The 16,299-nt window shown below is 58.9% G+C and carries 17 protein-coding genes; 6 read left to right on the top strand and 11 right to left on the bottom strand.

The window, feature by feature from the left end; genetic code table 11:
- Positions 1 to 155: 155 nt before the first annotated feature.
- Both BJ928_RS17845 and BJ928_RS17840 read left to right on the top strand, forming a co-directional pair.
- Positions 156 to 482: a hypothetical protein gene (locus tag BJ928_RS17845; protein WP_047635323.1), complete on the top strand. Its 327-nt coding sequence runs from the start codon at positions 156 to 158 to the stop codon at positions 480 to 482.
- A gap of 204 nt (positions 483 to 686) precedes the next feature.
- Positions 687 to 1,487: a DUF4239 domain-containing protein gene (locus BJ928_RS17840; protein ID WP_047635322.1), complete on the top strand. Its 801-nt coding sequence runs from the start codon at positions 687 to 689 to the stop codon at positions 1,485 to 1,487.
- Between the two features lie 72 nt (positions 1,488 to 1,559).
- Here BJ928_RS17840 and BJ928_RS17835 read toward each other — a convergent pair whose 3' ends face one another.
- The 6 genes from BJ928_RS17835 to BJ928_RS17810 form a co-directional block, all read right to left on the bottom strand.
- The gene (locus BJ928_RS17835) at positions 1,560 to 2,210 is read right to left on the bottom strand and encodes a hypothetical protein (protein ID WP_047635321.1); all 651 of its coding nucleotides are present in this window, start codon (positions 2,208 to 2,210) and stop codon (positions 1,560 to 1,562) included.
- A 76-nt stretch (positions 2,211 to 2,286) separates the two neighbouring features.
- On the bottom strand, positions 2,287 to 2,778 hold the full coding sequence (locus tag BJ928_RS17830; RefSeq protein WP_047635320.1) for a hypothetical protein: 492 nt from the start codon (positions 2,776 to 2,778) through the stop codon (positions 2,287 to 2,289).
- A gap of 233 nt (positions 2,779 to 3,011) precedes the next feature.
- Positions 3,012 to 3,773 carry a hypothetical protein gene (locus tag BJ928_RS17825; protein WP_047635393.1) on the bottom strand — a complete coding sequence of 254 codons (762 nt, stop codon included), beginning with the start codon at positions 3,771 to 3,773 and terminating at the stop codon, positions 3,012 to 3,014.
- A 26-nt stretch (positions 3,774 to 3,799) separates the two neighbouring features.
- Positions 3,800 to 4,345: a sigma-70 family RNA polymerase sigma factor gene (locus BJ928_RS17820; RefSeq protein WP_082011970.1), complete on the bottom strand. Its 546-nt coding sequence runs from the start codon at positions 4,343 to 4,345 to the stop codon at positions 3,800 to 3,802.
- An 89-nt stretch (positions 4,346 to 4,434) separates the two neighbouring features.
- Positions 4,435 to 5,178 carry a superoxide dismutase gene (locus BJ928_RS17815; RefSeq protein WP_047635318.1) on the bottom strand — a complete coding sequence of 248 codons (744 nt, stop codon included), beginning with the start codon at positions 5,176 to 5,178 and terminating at the stop codon, positions 4,435 to 4,437.
- A gap of 150 nt (positions 5,179 to 5,328) precedes the next feature.
- A complete protein-coding gene (locus tag BJ928_RS17810; protein WP_120296615.1) occupies positions 5,329 to 5,850 on the bottom strand; it encodes a DUF3455 domain-containing protein in 522 nt (173 codons plus the stop codon).
- 399 nt (positions 5,851 to 6,249) lie between these two features.
- Between BJ928_RS17810 and BJ928_RS17805 the strand changes: the two genes are divergently transcribed.
- From BJ928_RS17805 to BJ928_RS17795, 3 genes are read left to right on the top strand one after another with little or no spacing between them, the layout of a single operon-like run.
- Complete coding sequence (locus BJ928_RS17805) at positions 6,250 to 6,708, top strand: (2Fe-2S)-binding protein (protein WP_047635317.1); 459 nt, start codon at positions 6,250 to 6,252, stop codon at positions 6,706 to 6,708.
- Positions 6,709 to 6,710: 2 nt separating this feature from the next.
- Positions 6,711 to 8,081: a cytochrome c gene (locus BJ928_RS17800; RefSeq protein WP_047635316.1), complete on the top strand. Its 1,371-nt coding sequence runs from the start codon at positions 6,711 to 6,713 to the stop codon at positions 8,079 to 8,081.
- Positions 8,074 to 10,359, top strand: coding sequence for a molybdopterin cofactor-binding domain-containing protein (locus BJ928_RS17795; RefSeq protein WP_052227895.1), 2,286 nt, complete (start codon positions 8,074 to 8,076; stop codon positions 10,357 to 10,359). Before BJ928_RS17800 ends, BJ928_RS17795 begins: the two co-directional genes overlap by 8 nt.
- A gap of 105 nt (positions 10,360 to 10,464) precedes the next feature.
- Here BJ928_RS17795 and BJ928_RS17790 read toward each other — a convergent pair whose 3' ends face one another.
- The 5 genes from BJ928_RS17790 to BJ928_RS17770 all read right to left on the bottom strand — a co-directional run bounded on the left by BJ928_RS17790 (position 10,465) and on the right by BJ928_RS17770 (position 15,189).
- Entirely contained in the window at positions 10,465 to 11,289 is an 825-nt protein-coding gene (locus BJ928_RS17790) for a family 1 encapsulin nanocompartment shell protein (RefSeq protein ID WP_047635315.1), read from the bottom strand.
- A 2-nt stretch (positions 11,290 to 11,291) separates the two neighbouring features.
- The gene (locus tag BJ928_RS17785; protein ID WP_047635314.1) at positions 11,292 to 12,347 is read right to left on the bottom strand and encodes a Dyp-type peroxidase; all 1,056 of its coding nucleotides are present in this window, start codon (positions 12,345 to 12,347) and stop codon (positions 11,292 to 11,294) included.
- A 304-nt stretch (positions 12,348 to 12,651) separates the two neighbouring features.
- The gene (locus BJ928_RS17780) at positions 12,652 to 13,176 is read right to left on the bottom strand and encodes a hypothetical protein (RefSeq protein ID WP_047635313.1); all 525 of its coding nucleotides are present in this window, start codon (positions 13,174 to 13,176) and stop codon (positions 12,652 to 12,654) included.
- A gap of 304 nt (positions 13,177 to 13,480) precedes the next feature.
- Positions 13,481 to 14,713 (bottom strand): cyanate transporter, encoded by a 1,233-nt coding sequence (locus BJ928_RS17775; RefSeq protein ID WP_052227894.1) that lies wholly within the window; start codon positions 14,711 to 14,713, stop codon positions 13,481 to 13,483.
- A gap of 2 nt (positions 14,714 to 14,715) precedes the next feature.
- Positions 14,716 to 15,189, bottom strand: coding sequence for a nucleoside deaminase (locus tag BJ928_RS17770; RefSeq protein ID WP_047635312.1), 474 nt, complete (start codon positions 15,187 to 15,189; stop codon positions 14,716 to 14,718).
- Between the two features lie 333 nt (positions 15,190 to 15,522).
- On the opposite strand from BJ928_RS17770, the gene BJ928_RS17760 reads away from it, so the two are divergent.
- Positions 15,523 to 16,221, top strand: a complete 699-nt coding sequence (locus BJ928_RS17760) for a GntR family transcriptional regulator (protein WP_047635311.1) — start codon at positions 15,523 to 15,525, stop codon at positions 16,219 to 16,221.
- Positions 16,222 to 16,299 lie beyond the last annotated feature (78 nt).

Below are 16,299 nucleotides of genomic sequence, written 5' to 3'. Positions count from 1 at the left end.
TCGCGGGACGCCGCGCCAAGGCGCCAGCACATTCGACAACCATACCCAGGCGGCTATCTAATCAGATATACGGCTAGTGATCGCAATTGCTTCACCCCGTGCACAAATCCTGACATATATAGGCAGAGGCTACCTGCCATCCTGGATATATCGTCATGAACGGACAAACACAGCAAAGAAACAAGTTGCGTGCGCCTGCCGGCTCAGTCACCGGACTTTGCTCGGCATCCGCCACCATGTTCGCAGTCGGGATGGCCTTTATGGGCTACTGGGGAGTGTATGAACAAGGGCGCTGGCAGATATCCGATTATTTCGTGGTGACTTTGGCCATCATCGGATTCGCAGCACTTGGTTCTGTACCCTGGATTGTCACAACACCCGTTGCCGACGAGGATGCAGAGAAGGTGGTCGATGCCAGACGAGCGCTGGCGCTCGGAATAGCCCTGATCTGGCTGTCCGTTTGCGTCGCCGTACTTGCCTGAGGCATTCTGGCCGACGCAACAAAATGCCTCGTTGCGGCTGGCCCCTGGATCTAGCACCCCATAGCTCACCGAGGGTCTTCCGTCATCGATATTGATGTCGCAGGCAACGAACAGCTTCTGGTGGAGAGGCGCGAAGATTTTACTCTCCCGTTCCGTTGCGATAAATGACATAATCAACAGCCAGGCGCAGGTGGAGCATTCCAAATGCAACGCGAAATGGTATGGACGCTGGCTCTCTTTGTTCTTCTTGTATTCAGCGCAGCCGCCGGTTCGGTACTGCGCGCCAAATTGCCTGCCCCGCATCGCAGCGGTGAGACAATGGACTTTCTTCGGGTTGTAACGGCACTGCTCGTGACCTTTGCCGCACTCGTCATGAGCCTGATTTTGGCATCCGAGCTGAATGCATTCACGACGGCATCTCACGACCGCAATCGCTATGCCGCCGGTCTGGCCGAAATGGACCGTTGTCTGAGGAACTATGGCGCCGCATTGGATGACGAGAGGCAACTTTTGCGCAGCTACACAACCGCCGTCATTGCCAGCACATGGCCTGGGGAACCGCTTCCCCCCGGTGTGACCCATCCGGACGTCTCAAAACTACCTCTGACCGGCGAAGCGGCGTCTCTCGGAAGCATTCTCAACGCCATGGGGCTTGGGATTGCCCATGAACAACCGAGTGATCCCGCGCATCAGCTGCTTGTTGCGCGCTGCAACCAGCTGTTCGGCAATCTCCTGACCGCACGATGGACCGTCATAGAAGATGCGCATGGCTCACTTTCAGCACCATTTCTCGGCGTTCTGATCTTCTGGCTCATGCTGGTATTTCTAAGCTTCGGTCTTCAAGCTCCCAGAAATGCGCTCACAGGCTCCATTGTCGTAGTCGCCATCGTCTCGGTGGCAAGCGTCCTGTTCGTCATCCTGGACCTCGATCTTCCCTATGGCGGTCTCTTCAGTATTTCCAGCGAATCCATGCGGCATGCGCTCGCAGATATGCTGGCTCAATAATCACCGGCTCGTTGAGGATCACGATGGATCAGCCCTCGATCGGTCCAGACTCGCAAACATCCCTTCGAACGTTTAGGATTTTTCCGCAGAGACAGTTTCGTCGGCGTCCCTCGCGGCGAGTTTTTCTGCCAGCAGGGTGAGCATTACATGTTGGTTACACAGCTGGTCTTCATCCACTGTCAGCTCCCGGCGTTCGTCGGCGACATGCAAGATGCGGCGTTGCGCCCCCATATTGGATTCGTTGACGAAGCGGATTGAACTGATTGCCGTGATCGCAACATCGCCTTCGCGCAGGCTCAAAGTTTTCTGGCCCAAGGATGCGCCCGGGCCAAACCCGACCTTTTCACCCCTTTCCAATGCGTCGCACGCCTTGCGATGGAGATGCGGCAGGGTTTTCGCCTCCAATATCCGCTCCCAGATTTCGCAACCTAGCCAGACATCCCAGCGTAGCAGGAGCTGCTTGCCGTTCACCATTCGAATTTGCGTTGCCGCCTTGCTGACATATGAGCCGATACTGATCATCTCGGCGTAGGGATAGATCTTTCCGCCGTGGATCATGGCCTGCTCATCAAGGCTCAGTTTTCTTGGGCTGAGTGCATAATAGGCAAGGGTTGGCAACTGGCCGATCATCATGAGCGGCATCAGACCGCCGAAAATCAGGAGACTGGGCGGGAGCGTGGTAAAGCCAACCCGACCGCCATAGATACCGATCGCAACGGCCATGATAGCGCCTGTCAGGCATATAAGCAGAGAGCGAAGAGGTAATCGCCGCTCCACCTGGAACGGCAAATATTGCCCTTCATCCATGGCGCTGCGATTGCTGCGCTGCCGCCGCGTAGAGGCTGCACAGCCGCAGATATTCGTCGCGTTTGATGCGAAAATGCGTGGCGACAACCGTGTGACCCTTCGCGGGATCACCGCCCCGCAGGGAGATGATGCTGTTTGTCTTGATCACGCGATATGTATCGATCCACTCATTTTCGACCACGGTCGGCCATGCCATCAGTTTGTCGAATCTCCGCGTACGCAGATGCAATCCGGCCTTTGATAACACGATGATCGGCTGTCTGACGTATCGAAGCTGCAAAAGCAGAATTGCCGCGGCGGCCAGAAAAAGAATTGCAAAACCAATTCCCCAACTGGTCTTGTGCGTGAAAATCAGCAAGGCGCACAGCCCGCTGCCGGCTGCAATATAGACAATCAACCGGGCAACAATTTTCGGAACGGACGCGAAGATTTCATAGGGCCGCTCCAGCTGGCGCAGCATATCTTCATTCAGGTAGACCGGCATGTCCGAGGTCAGTGTTCCGGATGACGTTGTTATGGAGACCAAAATCCGTTCCTCATATTCAAGGGGTCCAGCTTGAAAGGCCGATGTGGCCAGCGCAATCGCAAGATGTCTCGCGCGCTATGGATATAATCGGATATGCACTTATGTCGATCCCGATCGACGAAAAGTTCATGGCCAAACCGCGGATATTGCAATGACGGACCACAAGCGCCGGCTCCTATCGGCGAATTGACCTAGCCATCAAGCACCGGCCGCAGCTGACCGGCTATGGTCTGAAGCTCCTCTGGCGGATTTCGGCCGATCACCATGAAGGAATGATCGGTGCTTGCCCAAAAGACGACATTCATCCCGAGCCGCCGTTCATTCCGAAAATCAGATTTTCCGGTGCTGCTATGAGTGACGCAAAGTGCCAGGGGACCATATTTCGGGTCGAGATAAGCGATCTGCGCCAGCGGTTTGCCGTCGAAGGTCAGCAACTGAGCACGTTTGAAGGGAATGCCCGGGATCATCAGGCCCTGTGTCGTCAACGGCAACTGCATGACGCTGGCCACTCTGGCAATCTGATCGGCTCTTACTGCGGGATCATCGCTCAAATTGTTCAGCGTGTCGGTAGAGTAAAGCTGCATATAATCGGCAACAACAGCTCTCCAATTCCTGGACGAAGCAGCCTCATCCGGAGAAAGGAGCCGCACCAGGCCTCCGCCCACTATCGCGCCGGCAATCAAGCAAGCGGCAGCCATGAAGCCGCGCCGGTTCGGTGAAGCAGCACTCTGGCCGACCTGGTCTAAAGCGGGAAGCTTCGCCTTCATCCGCTCGACGGGCGCATCATCCAGCAGAACCGAGAATGCGGCATCCATCGAAACGGCATTGGCTGCCAAAAATTCAAATCGCTTACTAAACGCGGCATCCCGGTTCAGACGATCCTCCACGGCCAGCTTTGCTGCAGCATCCAGTTCGTTATCGAGATAGGCGATGATCAATTCGTCGGCGGACATCGAGGTCGCATCGAGATGTGTGGACATCAATCTCTCCTTTCCCGAAGCGGCGACTCTTTCACCGCGGCGATGATATCGGCGAGCCTCGCACGTGCATTTGCGAGCCGGCTCATGACCGTCCCGATCGGAATATCGAGAACTTCGGCGATTTCCTTGTAGGAAAGACCTTCGACATAGGCCAGAAACACCGCGTTCCGCTGTGCTTCGGGAAGTCCGTCGACGAGTTTGAGGACTTGATTGGCCATCAGGCGCGTTTCGCTTTCATATTCACCATCGACGATGAGCGCGCAATCGGCATCGACGATACCGCCCCCTAAACGAATGCGCCTGGACCGCACCTCGTCGATCCAGATCGAATGCAATATCGAAAACAACCACCGATCCAGCCGCGTGCCGGGCGTATATTGCGCCGCCCGTTCAATCGCCCGCAGACAGGTGGCCTGTACCAGATCCTCCGCCACATCCCGTTGCCGTGACAGCACATATCCGTAGCGCCATAGCCTCTTCAGATGGTCGACGAGACCGCTCTGCACCTCCTGCTGAGCTGCGTGAAGTTTGCGATCAGCTATCAAGACGCGCCATCCTCATGCTGTTGAACGCTGTCGGCGGTCGAGGACGGCAGGCGACCGCTCGGGATCGCCTGCCGTCCTCATGGATTCGATCATATCGTCAATTTGCCTTCACGCGCTACGACGTAACGCTCGCCGATCTTCGGCCAGTTGATGACCGTCCACCATGTCGAAAGATAGTCCGGACGGCGATTTTGGTAGCGAAGATAATAGGAATGTTCCCAGACGTCATTGCCGAACAGAACACGCTTGCCTTCCATCAGCGGCGTATCCTGATTGGGCCGGGTCTCAAGAGCGAGCTTGCCCTCCGGCGTGACGGTCACGAAGACCCAGCCCGAACCGAATACCTTGCCTCCCGCAGCATTGAAGGCGGTCTTCAACTGGTCAAGCCCGCCGAAATCGCGCTGAATGGCGGCAGCAACTTCATCGCCCGGTGCGGCACCCGTTCCGCCCATGATCTCCCAGAACATGCTGTGATTGACGTGGCCGCCGAGATTGTTGCGCACGGTCGTGCGAAGATTGTCGGGGACCTGATCGAGATTGGCCAGCAGGCGCTCCATAGGATGATCGGCAATTTGCGGCGCCTCTTTCGCCGCCGCATTCAGATTTGCGACATAGGCGGCATGATGCTTGTCATGATGCAGATGCATCGTTTCGGTGTCGATCGCGGCCTGAAGCGCATCATAACCGTAGGGCAGTGGCGGCAATTTGAACGGCCCGTCGCTACCGGCCGCAACGGCAGTCTGTTGCTGCGCGGTCGAGATGCGGGTTGTCGCGATGGTTGCAACTACGCCGGCAGCTGCTGCGATCATATGTCTACGTGTGAGATTGAACATCGTCGTTTCCTTTCCTGGGGGCTGCTTTTGGCTCAAGGATTCCCGTTCCGCAGTTGAGGCTGCGGTCGGGCCTTCATGAAGCTTCGAGTGCAGGAAACGAGAAGGCTATCTGGCTTCGGCCACCCCGTTTCCACTTTCAAGACCTTAGGTTTAGTGCGCCAGGAAAACATAGTCGGCACTATAGGGCTCCAGGTGCAGATCGCCCGCCTTGTCGCATACTCCGCTGAAGGCGCCGCCTCTCGTATTCAGCCGCTGGATGGTATCCACCTTGGAGAGATCACCCTTGCCCTCGTGCTTGACGACATCGAGTCGCAGGAGGGGAATATCCTTGGCGGATGCGCCCGGAGCCTGCGCGGCGACCTTGCCCATGATCTCGGATCGGTCGGTGAATTCCCAGCTTGGTCCTGCAAAGTGTCGGCCGACGGTCTTGCCCTCAGACATCAGCGTCGCCAGCGGTTCGCGGAACTGCCATGTGATCTTGCCCGCCGTGTCCGCCTTGCATTCATAGATCTGCAAGCCTTCCGCATGAACCTGCCGGACGATCTTCGCGCCCTTGGCTGCGATTGCGTCGGGAACTGGCGCTTCCGCCGCCTTGACCGCTGCCGCCAGCGTCAAAAGCGCGATGGAGCCGATGACGAGATAGAGCGCCAAGGGCATGAGCCGGTTTTTCATGGCTGCACGCCGAATGAGCCTCGCCTGCGCGGCAGTGATCGCGGAAACATCCTGTCGTCGATATCGCACCATCGTCACATCTTCCCTTCTGCTCAGCGAACGGTTTCGCTTCGTTTCAGGCTGTGAACGGTGCAATCGGGTTTTTATTCACCCGGATGGAAAAAATCGTCTTCGTCTCTCGAAACCAGGATGCGCGCGTGGCCGGTAGGCCCCGCGATCTTCGTGACTATGGCGCCTGTCGCGACTTCATCGTCATCCACTCCGGCCAAGCGCCTGCATTCCCCAATGCAACAGCGTCGATAACGGATTGTTGAAGTTTACCCATCGCCGATACCGGCGTAGCATCCCCCAAGCAGTTCCGTCGATATGTCGATTTCACCGTCAGGTAGGGATGGAGACATGCTCACACTCAACATCAATGAGCAATTACGGGAAGTCGATGTCCCGGAGGACATGCCGCTTCTATGGGTGCTGCGCGACCACCTCGATCTGGTCGGCACCAAATATGGCTGCGGCGTCGCCCAGTGCGGCGCCTGCACCGTGCATGTCGGCGGCAAGCCGGTGCGCTCCTGCCAGCTGGCCGTCGGCGATGTCGGCACGCGCGCCGTCGTCACCATCGAAGGAATTGGCAAGACGCCTAACGGCCGCAAGGTTCAGCAGGCCTGGATGGAAGCCTCGGTGCCGCAATGCGGCTATTGCCAGGCCGGGCAGATCATGTCGGCGACAGCACTGCTGGATAACACCCCCCAACCCGACGATTCCGATATCGACGCGGCCATGGCAGGCAATCTCTGTCGTTGCGGGACCTATATCCGCATCCGCCGCGCGATCAAGAACGCCGCCGCCAAGCCGGCCTGACCATGAGGAAAATCGTCGGCATCGTCATTGCGATCATCGTCCTCATCGCACTTGGTTTTGCGGAATGGCTGATTCTCGGCCGCAATCCGACGTCCTTTGCCGGTGGCCCAACCGTGTCGCTGGAAAATTACCAAGACGCTCAAATTACCGGCGTTCCGGCGCAGCTTGCCGATGCGGATGTGGTGAAGCGCGGCGAATATCTCGTTCATGCCGCAGACTGTCAGGCCTGTCACACCGCGCCGGGCGGTGCGCCCTTTGCGGGCGGCTTTGCTTTCAATCTGCCGTTCGGAACCATCTATTCCACCAACATCACGCCGGATCGGGAAACGGGTATCGGCAATTATACGGACGCCCAGTTCCTGGCGGCCGTGCACAAGGGTATTCGCGCCGATGGTGAGAAACTTTATCCCGCCATGCCGTATACCTCCTACACCTATATGACCGACGCCGACGTGCTGGCGATCAAGGCTTACCTCTTTACTTTGGCGCCCGCTCACGCTCCGGCAAAGCTTGACGGGCTTTCATGGCCTTACAATCAGCGCGGCCTGCTGTCGCTCTGGAATGTCGCGTTCAACGCGGATGAGCGCTTCCGCCCGAACACAAGCCAGAGCCAGCAATGGAACCGCGGCGCCTATCTTGCCGAGGCGCTGGGCCATTGCGGCGAGTGTCACACACCACGCAACCCTGCCTTTGCGCTGGACAATCACCGCAAATTTGCGGGCGCGATCACCGCTGGCTGGCGCGCCTACAATATCACCAGCGATAGCGATTCCGGCATCGGCGATTGGAGCGACGAGGATATCTATCTCTATCTCTCGACCGGACATGCCAACGGCCATGGCGGTGCGGCCGGCCCGATGGGCGAAGCAGCCGACGACAGCCTCAGCTATCTGGTGCCGGACGACGTGCATGCCCTGGTGACCTATCTGCGCAGCATACCCGCACATCAGAGCGACCTGCCGCGCACCGTCACCACCGCTGCGCCGGCATCGTACAGGGAGGGCGTGACGGCGGAACTCGACCCGCGCGGCGAGAAGATCTTCGCCGGCGCCTGTGCCAGCTGTCACGACTGGACCGGTGTGAGCCCGGTTACCGGCTACGCGACCTTGACCGGCGTGCGCGCAGTCAATGATCCAAGCGCCACCAATGTGGCGCAAACGGTCATCAACGGCGTCAACCGCACGACCGCCGAGGGCAGGATCTTCATGCCGGCCTTCGGCCAAGGCTATTCCGACGATGACATAGCCGCCGTTGCCAATTATGTGACGGCTCGATTTGGAGCCAAAGGCGCGCATTTGACAGGCAAGGATGTGGCCAACCTGCGAAAGCAGGCGCCCCAGCAATCCACTTCCGCGGAGGCACACAATGGCTGATACCAGGTCAAATTTTGCCGAATCCGATGCTTATCTCTCGACGCTGATACAAGAGCTCCATTCGGCACATGCAACCAATACCGCAATGGCTATGGGCCGGCGCGGCTTTTTCAAACTGGCAGGGGGGAGTGCCGCGGGATTGATACTCGGCTTCTACCTTGGCGGCGAAGCCTTTGCGGCGGAGGCGACGGACGGCAGGGATCAGCCGATGAACGCGTTCATCCGCATCGCGCCGGACAACACGATCACCATCTACTCCAAGTGTCCGGAGATCGGCCAGGGCATCAAGACCTCCTTTGGCGTGATCATTGCCGAAGAGCTCGACGCAGACTGGAACCATGTCGTGATGGAGCAGGCCGACATCAATCCCAAGGTCTATGGCAGCCAGGGGGCGGGAGGTTCGACTTCCATTCCACACGCCTGGACCCAGCTGCGCCAAGCTGGTGCCAGCGCCAAGGCAATGCTGGTCGCCGCCGCCGCCAAACAATGGGGAGTGGATGCCTCGCAGATTACTGCCCGGGACTCGGCCTTGACCCACGCAGCCAGCGGCAGGTCCGCAAGCTATGGCGCGATGGCTGTAGCCGCAGCAGGAGTGCCGGTTCCCGATCCCCAGAGCCTGACGCTGAAGGCACGCTCCGAATATCGCCTGATCGGCAAGCGCTATCGCGGTGTCGACGATCCCAAGGTCGTCACGGGTGAGCCTCTGTTCGGCATCGATGTGCGACGGCCCGGTATGGTCTATGCCAACTATACCAAATGTCCGGCGGCTGGCGGCAAAGTCAGGTCGTTCAATGTGGATGAGATCAAGGCTCTGCGCGGGGTGCTCGACGCCTTTGCCATAGAAGGGACCGGCATATCGGTCGAAGTCATGCCGGGCGTCGCCATCATCGCCACCGATACCTGGAGCGCTTTCCAAGCAAAGAACAATCTGAAGGTGGATTGGGATCTGAGCGAGGCGTCGACGGATTCCTCATCAAGCTTTTCGGTCGAGGCCAGGAAGCGGGCTGCCAGTTTCCCGAAAAGGCTCGACGACGATGTCGGCGATGTGGACAGATCCTTTGCCAATGCCGCCAAGACCATTGAAGCCTATTACGAGTACCCCTTCGCGGCGCATGTGCCACTGGAGCCGATGAACACCACGGCACACTGGCATGACGGAACGATGGAAATGTGGGTGCCGACCCAGCAGCCCGATCGCGGCCTGCCGGTGATTGCCAAGGTCGCCGGTATCCCGGAGGAAAGGATCGTGATGCACCAGACCCGCGTCGGTGGCGGATTCGGCCGGCGATTGGTGAATGACTATGCCTGCGAGGCTGCAGCCATCGCCCGCAGGGTCAACGCACCGGTCAAGCTGCAATGGACCCGGGAAGACGACTTCGGCCATGATTTCTATCGCCCCGCTGGCTATCATCAGTTCAAGGGTGCTATTGACCGAGATGGCAGGCTCGATGCCTGGCAGGAGCATTTCATCACCTTCACGGCCGACGGCAAGAAGGAAGCCGCCGGCGCCAACCTCACCGACAATCTCAAATACTCCATCAAGGCGCCCAATCTGCGTCGTGCCAAAACCATGCTCCCGCTGAAGATCCCAACCGGCGCCTGGCGTGCGCCCGGGGACAATGCGCAGGTCTTCGCCGCTCAGAGCTTCATGCACGAACTGTCACTAGCCTCGGGGCACGACCACGTCGACTTCCTGATCGCCGCAGTCAACCGCGACGTGCCGGAGCTTGCGCCGAAGGATAAGAGCGTCAACTTCAGTCCCAAGCGGGCGACCGACGTGATCAGAATGTGCGCCGACAAGGCGGGCTGGGGCAAGGCGCTGCCGAGCGGCAGCGGTCTTGGTCTGGCCTGGTGCTATTCCCATGCCGGCCACGTCGCGCAGGCCGTCGAGCTTAGTGTCGACGCCCAAAAGCAGATCAGGATCGACCGCATCGTCGTGGTGCTGGATGTCGGGCCGATCATCGATATGGCCGGCTCCGAAGCGCAGGCACAGGGAGCATCGACCGACGCTCTTTCCACTGCCATGGGTCTCAAGATCACGATCGAAAACGGCCAAATCCAGGAGCAGAACTACAATGCCTATCCCATATTGCGCCTGCCCTTCGCGCCCATGACGATCGATGCGTATTTCATCCAGTCGGACAATCCGCCGACTGGCATGGGCGAGCCCGCATTCCCCGCGCTCGCCCCGGCTCTCGGCAACGCCATATTCGCGGCAACAGGGGAGCGGGTACGCCGGCTGCCGTTGCGTGATCTGGGCTATTCGCTGACGACCTGACACATCGCCCTCTCTTACCTGCACCACATAGCCCGATATCGGATCTGGAAAAGACGCGTGCGTCGTAAGCGTTCAGACACCGACAACCCCGCATCTGCCGGTCGCTTATGCGCCCTTGCCAACCTCGGCCGGTACAGGCAACAAGGCGACCGCCGCTTCCGCAGTCAGCACACGAAAGGTGAAGCTTTCCTGGAAATAGAGTTCGACTGTTTTCGCCGAATGGCTGAGATAGCCGATCGAAATGTCTTGGCCGAGCTCGAGCTCGAAGTCCCCGCCTCTGGTCGTCAGCACGAATCCGCCTTTGATCGCAGGCGCCCAAATGATTCCGCCATCGACGATCTTCTCGATATGATGGAATACGGGATAGCCTTCGTCACTCCCACCGCTTGCCGCGGTATATGCTTCTCCGCCAAGGACCAGAGCATAAGGACCCTGGACTCCTGCAAGACGCAACTGACTGACAGCCTTCGCCACAAGGTCGGGGTAATTTTTCAGGCTCGAAGGAAGGGTCAGCGCCGGGTTGCTGCTGGCCTCGCGAATTCCCTGGATGCCCGCCGCAGCGAACCCCTCGAAGACGGCCCGATCCTCGCTGAAGGCAAGCTTGCGCGCAGCTTCCTTGACTGGCGACCAGTCAGAATCCTCCGATCCACGCTCGACATCGTCGATCGCCGACCGCGAGAGTTCGAAGGGAACGCGAAGCTCAACGACCGCCCTCACCTCACGTAAAGAGGCCTGGACGCCCTCGCCCGGGCTCGCAACCGTCTTCAAGTGACCCGTGCCGGTGGCGGAGAATTCGGAGCCCTTCGGCCCGTCGACATCGACCACATGACGCGCGGCCAGATGGCGCTTCAGCGTTCTCTTCGCCTCTTCCTCGATCTGTTCCCAGGCCTTGTGCGAGATAGGCGCGAGTTCCCTGTGAAGATTGTCCATTGTCAAACCTCTTTCTTTAAAGAACCGATCCCGAGAGAACCGTCCATTTTTTCATTGCGGGATGGGGAGATCGTGCCGTCAGGCTGGTCTGCCGGGGCGGACATAGCGGGCGCTGCGTCCGGCTCTACGCCGTCCAGAAAACTTGCCGATGGAACAAAGAAGAGGCTGCCGGTGATCGCCTGGCTGACATCCAACAGTCGATCGTAATTCCCCGGCGGGCGGCCGATAAACATGTTGACCAGCATCTGCTCTATCCGTGCAGGAGATCGGGCATAACCGATGAAATAGGTTCCGAACTCGCCCTTGCCGACGTCGCCGAAGGGCATGTTGTCCCTGACGATGTCGAGTTCCTCGCCGTTTTCGACGATCGTGGTCAGGGCATTATGCGCATAACTCGGCTTGACGCTGTCATCGAGTTCGATATTGGAAAACTTCTTGCGGCCGACGATGCCTTCCTGCACCTCGACGGGTATTGCATTCCACCTTTTCAGGTCATGCAGATATTTTTGGACGATCACATAGCTGCCGCCGGCAAAAACCGGGTCTTCATCATCGATGATCGCCGCATTGATCGCATCCTGATCGACGGGATTTTCGGTTCCGTCGACAAAGCCGATCAGATCGCGATCGTCGAAATAATTGAACCCTTGGACCTGATCTGCGGTCGCCACCGCATCGCCGAGCCGCGCCATGATCTCCATCGCCAGCTCGAAACAGAGATCCATGCGGGTCGCACGGATGTGAAACAGGACATCCCCCGGCGTGGAAACCGCATGATGCACTCCACGGATTTCCTTGAAAGGGTGCAGGTCTTTCGGCCTTTGCCCCTCAAAAAGACGGTCCCACATATCGGACCCGAAGGCCATGACGCAGGACAGCCTGCCCTCCAGGTCGCGAAACCCCACCGCACGAAGCAGCCCGGCGAGATCCGCGCACATCGACCGGACGGCCGTCTCGCTTTCACGGCCGGGATTGATCGTCAGAACCAGAAAAATCGCAGCGCGCGTGAGCCGCGCGACGACCGGCTGTGGAGTTGGTTTTGTTTCGTCCGCTGCCATAACTATCCGTTTTATCCCTTAAATATCGTGCCACGCCTAATGCGCGGGCCGCAGAACGAGAACCGGCGCAAGCACTTCAAGTTCTTCGCCCTGGCTCTCCAAGTCAAACTGAAATAACGACTGCCTGCAAGCATTGGGAAAGCCCGGCCCGCAGGACAACTGGCAAGGCGTGCCGGACCTTCTTTGACGGGATCAACCATGTGCTCCGACTGATGCTGAGGGTAGAATATGCAGAGGACGATTACGGCGGCATGACCTTCCAAACGGGTGTCCAGATCGGGCGGCGTTGCAGGCCGGGCCACATTCAATCGGTGGCGTCTCGTCTGGCCTGAGCCACTGCAGACGCCTTTCTCAGCCGGCCTCGCTCTGCCGGCCTCACCAGCGAAATGGCCTTTTTATCCGGTATGTTGCGCATGCCGTCGTTAGCGTGGCGGGTATTGTACGGGATATTGTTCTTCTGAGCCTGCAGCTTAAGCTCCAAAGCGCGATGCGCGTTTTCGACCAGAGAGTGATTCCTCGACATCGCGGCCCGCCGCTGGATCTCCGCGTTCAGCCGTTTGAGGCTCATGGCCAGAACGGAAGCCTTGAGCCTCGAACCGGCATCGGATGTCTTGGGGGCAGCCCCCCTTGGGGCCGCTTTTCCCCGCATTTCACGCCGCTGTTGGTTCGCTTGCGATTTGGCACGGTCGCGCATGTCACGAAGCCGGCGCAACAGCTTGCTTAACGCGTCATCTGATAGTCCCTGCACCTCAGGATGGCGGGTCTGCGCAACGACTTCGCGCTCTTCGGCGCTAAGTGCGCGTTCTTCTTTCTTACGGGTGATGGCCATGTCGTGTCTCCTCTTTCCAGACGGCATAAAGGCGTGAAGCTCAATTCAGGAGCTTGGAAAACGTCAGGTACCAATGAGCCGAGCGACATCTGCTTTGAAGTTCAAACAGATTTGCCCATGCTCTTCATGCGGTGGCGTCCTTGCGTGGTTGTGCCGACATCGCAAGATCATCACATTCGTGCATTTCCTCCTCTAACGGCACCCATAATGGGCTGTGCCGCGAGGAGGGTCAATGAACTTGACGGGTTGAATTCGATTCACGCGGAACCACGCGCCAGGCGCTCCGCTCTCTCTTCCTCGAACGTCAGCGTCCATACTGGCGCGGATCGGAAGATGCATCAGGGGAAGCCTCCTCCGTGGCTGGAAACGCTCTCTCATATGTATGCGGGGCAAGACGGTATGTCAGTGCAATGACGATGATAACGCTCGCCAGATGGAGCAGCCAACCGGCCCGGAAGCCGCCCGTCAAATCGTGCAGCACGGCGACGATCCACGGCGGCACGGCTGCTATCAAGAAGCCGCCACCTTGCATCAGAGCCGACAGCGCACCGGCATGTCCGGCATCGGACAGATGGTCGAGCGCCACTACCAGCGACAGCGCAAAGCATCCACCCAGTCCAGCACCGACCATCGCGGCCCACCCAAAGGGAGCCAGTTGCGGCCAGAAGGCGAGACCGGCAAAGCCCGCCGCCTGAGAGATCATCGTCAACCATAACCAGATCCTGCGGTCGCCTTCGCGGCCAATGCACGAGGGCAGGACAAGGGCCGATATCGCCTGGCTGACAGCCATGACGGCGAGCAGATTTCCCGTCGCCGCACTGGTCCATCCCTGCGCCTGATAATAGGGTGACAACCAGGCAACAGCGGAGGAATAACCGCCGTTGACGAGCCCGAAGCATGCCATCAGCAACCAGACGCGCGGGCGCCTCAAGAAATGAGCCGTCACATTGCGGCCTGACGCCCGACCGCCGTCAGCTGGCAAATAGATGGAAGCGAGCAAGAGGGCGATCGCGGCCGGAAGGACAAGCCAGGCAAGGCCCGCATGCCAGCTTCCGATCGCGCCGGCTACGATAGGCGCAGCCTTTGCGCCGAGCGCGCCGCCGCCCATCAGCATCGAGGAATATAGCCCCATCACGGCAGCGACGCGCGTCGGGAATATCCGCTTGATGACGCCGGGAAACACCGCCTGGATGATCGCCACCCCAAGGCCGATGACCGCGGCCGTTCCGACGAGCTGCCAGCCACTTGCCGAATAGAAGCGCAAGAGCGATCCCATGCCCAGCACCGCCAGAGCCGCCAGGATCAACCGGCGCGCGCCGAGTGCGCTTTGAAGCGCCGGCCCGAGGAAAGCGACGACCCCCATCAAAATCATCGGCACCATGGTTAGAAGCGACATGCCCTGGAGGCCAAGCCCGGTTCCCGTTCGGATATCCTCGGCAAGCGGTCCGACCGCTGTGATGAACGGCCTCAAGTTGAGACCGACGATGGCAACGACAAGCAAAAGCGGACGCATGGAAAGGGACGCAGCATTTTTCATGGTTAGAGCCGCTCGTCCTGGCTCCGCTTCCAGTCGGCATAGAGATCCGGCTGACCTTCGAGGCGGATGCGGACATAGCGGATCGTCATCGACTGCTCGGCAAAGGGCTTTGCCAGATCCTCGTATATTGCCGCGGTCGACAATCCGAACGGCGCACCATCATCATTTGAGTAAGCGTAGGAGACCGCGCTCACTCCGGCAAGCCGCATCGCGGCCATGCACATGGGGCACGGGTGTCCGCTGGCATAAACCGTGCAGCCCTGAAGGTTCGGCGATTTCAGTTTCCGGCTGGCGAGACGGATCGCCGTCATCTCCGCGTGTGCAGTCGGATCGTTGGTGGCGATGATCTCGTTCACGCCGGTTGAGACAATCTCCCCGTTCTTGACGATAAGGGCGCCGAAAGGACGGCCGCCATTTTGGGAATTCTTGTGCGCGAGCGCGATGGCCTCGCAGAGGAAATGCGATTCGTTGTCCATGATATTCTCTCTTCTTTCAGTCTCCATCACGCCAGCTTTGGGCGTAACATCTCAAATCTGTCGCGGATCGTGGAGCAGATGTCTCGAGCCAACGCGATTGAATCGAAGCACCTGGCGTGATGTTCATAATTTATGTATTCTTTTATTGTATACAAATTTTCACACTAATGCATACATACATATTTTCGTGAAGCAGCTTCTGCGGATATGACCCTAATGGCGGCAGCGCGCGTCGCCGACATCAACTCATTCAGCAGGCGAGAAGACGCTGGACACATACGATCTTTGTATGCAATTCGATGAGTCAGATCGATCGGGCATTGGGAGTCTGGGATGGCGAAGAAGATAAGCGAGGCGACTGGCAGCCGCTCCCAAGCCGTCCATCGCGCCTTGAAGCGTGCCATCATCGATCAGGCGCTGCCGCCGGGATCAAAATTGCCAGAAGATTCGATCGGGGAGCGAATGGGCGTCAGCCGGACGCTCGTACGCGAAGCACTGCTTCGCCTGAGCCAGGAGGGACTGGTCGAACTCCGACCGAACAAGGGAGCCGTTGTTGCTCGACCCAGCCTGGAAGAGGGCCGGGATCTCTTCCTCACACGCATCGCGCTGGAACGCCTGGTCGTGGAGACCCTTTCAGGCAATTTGACCCAGGATCAAATCAATATGCTGTCGGCTCACATCGCGGCTGAGGAGATTGCCGAACCGCAACACGCCACATCGATCCGCCTGGCTGGCGAATTCCATGCACTTCTTGCGCAGATAACGAATAATGCGAGCCTCATTCGCTACGTGAACGAACTGGTCGCGCGCAGTTCCCTCATCCTTGCCCTTTACGGGAGGCCGCATTCCTCCGAGTGCGCGGTGTCCGAGCACAGGGATCTGCTGGACAAGCTGATCGCCGGACACACTGCCGAAGCTGTGGCCCTTATGACCCACCATCTGGATTCCGTCACCACGCGCGCCGTCCTTCTAAAGCAGGAGGACATCAAGGATGTGCTTTCTACCTACGCCGCCGCGGAAGGTCTGACTTAAGCCATGTCACGCAAAAGCACTTAGCGGCTTTGCAACAGCGACATGCGCCCAATCAAAGACCTAAAGTGCCGAGGCCAA

Origin of the sequence: Rhizobium sp. WW_1 (assembly GCF_003610155.1) — a bacterium.
In the GTDB taxonomy this organism is placed as follows: domain Bacteria; phylum Pseudomonadota; class Alphaproteobacteria; order Rhizobiales; family Rhizobiaceae; genus Rhizobium; species Rhizobium tropici_A.
This window is presented reverse-complemented; position numbering and strand designations above follow the sequence as displayed.

Bases quoted from the DNA above. Each gene is read 5' to 3' on its own strand.
- BJ928_RS17845 (WP_047635323.1), top strand. From the start codon at position 156: ATGAACGGACAAACACAGCAAAGAAACAAGTTGCGTGCGCCTGCCGGC.
- BJ928_RS17840 (WP_047635322.1), top strand. From the start codon at position 687: ATGCAACGCGAAATGGTATGGACGCTGGCTCTCTTTGTTCTTCTTGTA.
- BJ928_RS17835 (WP_047635321.1), bottom strand. From the start codon at position 2,210: ATGGCCGTTGCGATCGGTATCTATGGCGGTCGGGTTGGCTTTACCACG.
- BJ928_RS17830 (WP_047635320.1), bottom strand. From the start codon at position 2,778: ATGCCGGTCTACCTGAATGAAGATATGCTGCGCCAGCTGGAGCGGCCC.
- BJ928_RS17825 (WP_047635393.1), bottom strand. From the start codon at position 3,773: ATGTCCGCCGACGAATTGATCATCGCCTATCTCGATAACGAACTGGAT.
- BJ928_RS17815 (WP_047635318.1), bottom strand. From the start codon at position 5,178: ATGTTCAATCTCACACGTAGACATATGATCGCAGCAGCTGCCGGCGTA.
- BJ928_RS17810 (WP_120296615.1), bottom strand. From the start codon at position 5,850: ATGAAAAACCGGCTCATGCCCTTGGCGCTCTATCTCGTCATCGGCTCC.
- BJ928_RS17805 (WP_047635317.1), top strand. From the start codon at position 6,250: ATGCTCACACTCAACATCAATGAGCAATTACGGGAAGTCGATGTCCCG.
- BJ928_RS17800 (WP_047635316.1), top strand. From the start codon at position 6,711: ATGAGGAAAATCGTCGGCATCGTCATTGCGATCATCGTCCTCATCGCA.
- BJ928_RS17795 (WP_052227895.1), top strand. From the start codon at position 8,074: ATGGCTGATACCAGGTCAAATTTTGCCGAATCCGATGCTTATCTCTCG.
- BJ928_RS17790 (WP_047635315.1), bottom strand. From the start codon at position 11,289: ATGGACAATCTTCACAGGGAACTCGCGCCTATCTCGCACAAGGCCTGG.
- BJ928_RS17785 (WP_047635314.1), bottom strand. From the start codon at position 12,347: ATGGCAGCGGACGAAACAAAACCAACTCCACAGCCGGTCGTCGCGCGG.
- BJ928_RS17780 (WP_047635313.1), bottom strand. From the start codon at position 13,176: ATGGCCATCACCCGTAAGAAAGAAGAACGCGCACTTAGCGCCGAAGAG.
- BJ928_RS17775 (WP_052227894.1), bottom strand. From the start codon at position 14,713: ATGAAAAATGCTGCGTCCCTTTCCATGCGTCCGCTTTTGCTTGTCGTT.
- BJ928_RS17770 (WP_047635312.1), bottom strand. From the start codon at position 15,189: ATGGACAACGAATCGCATTTCCTCTGCGAGGCCATCGCGCTCGCGCAC.
- BJ928_RS17760 (WP_047635311.1), top strand. From the start codon at position 15,523: ATGGCGAAGAAGATAAGCGAGGCGACTGGCAGCCGCTCCCAAGCCGTC.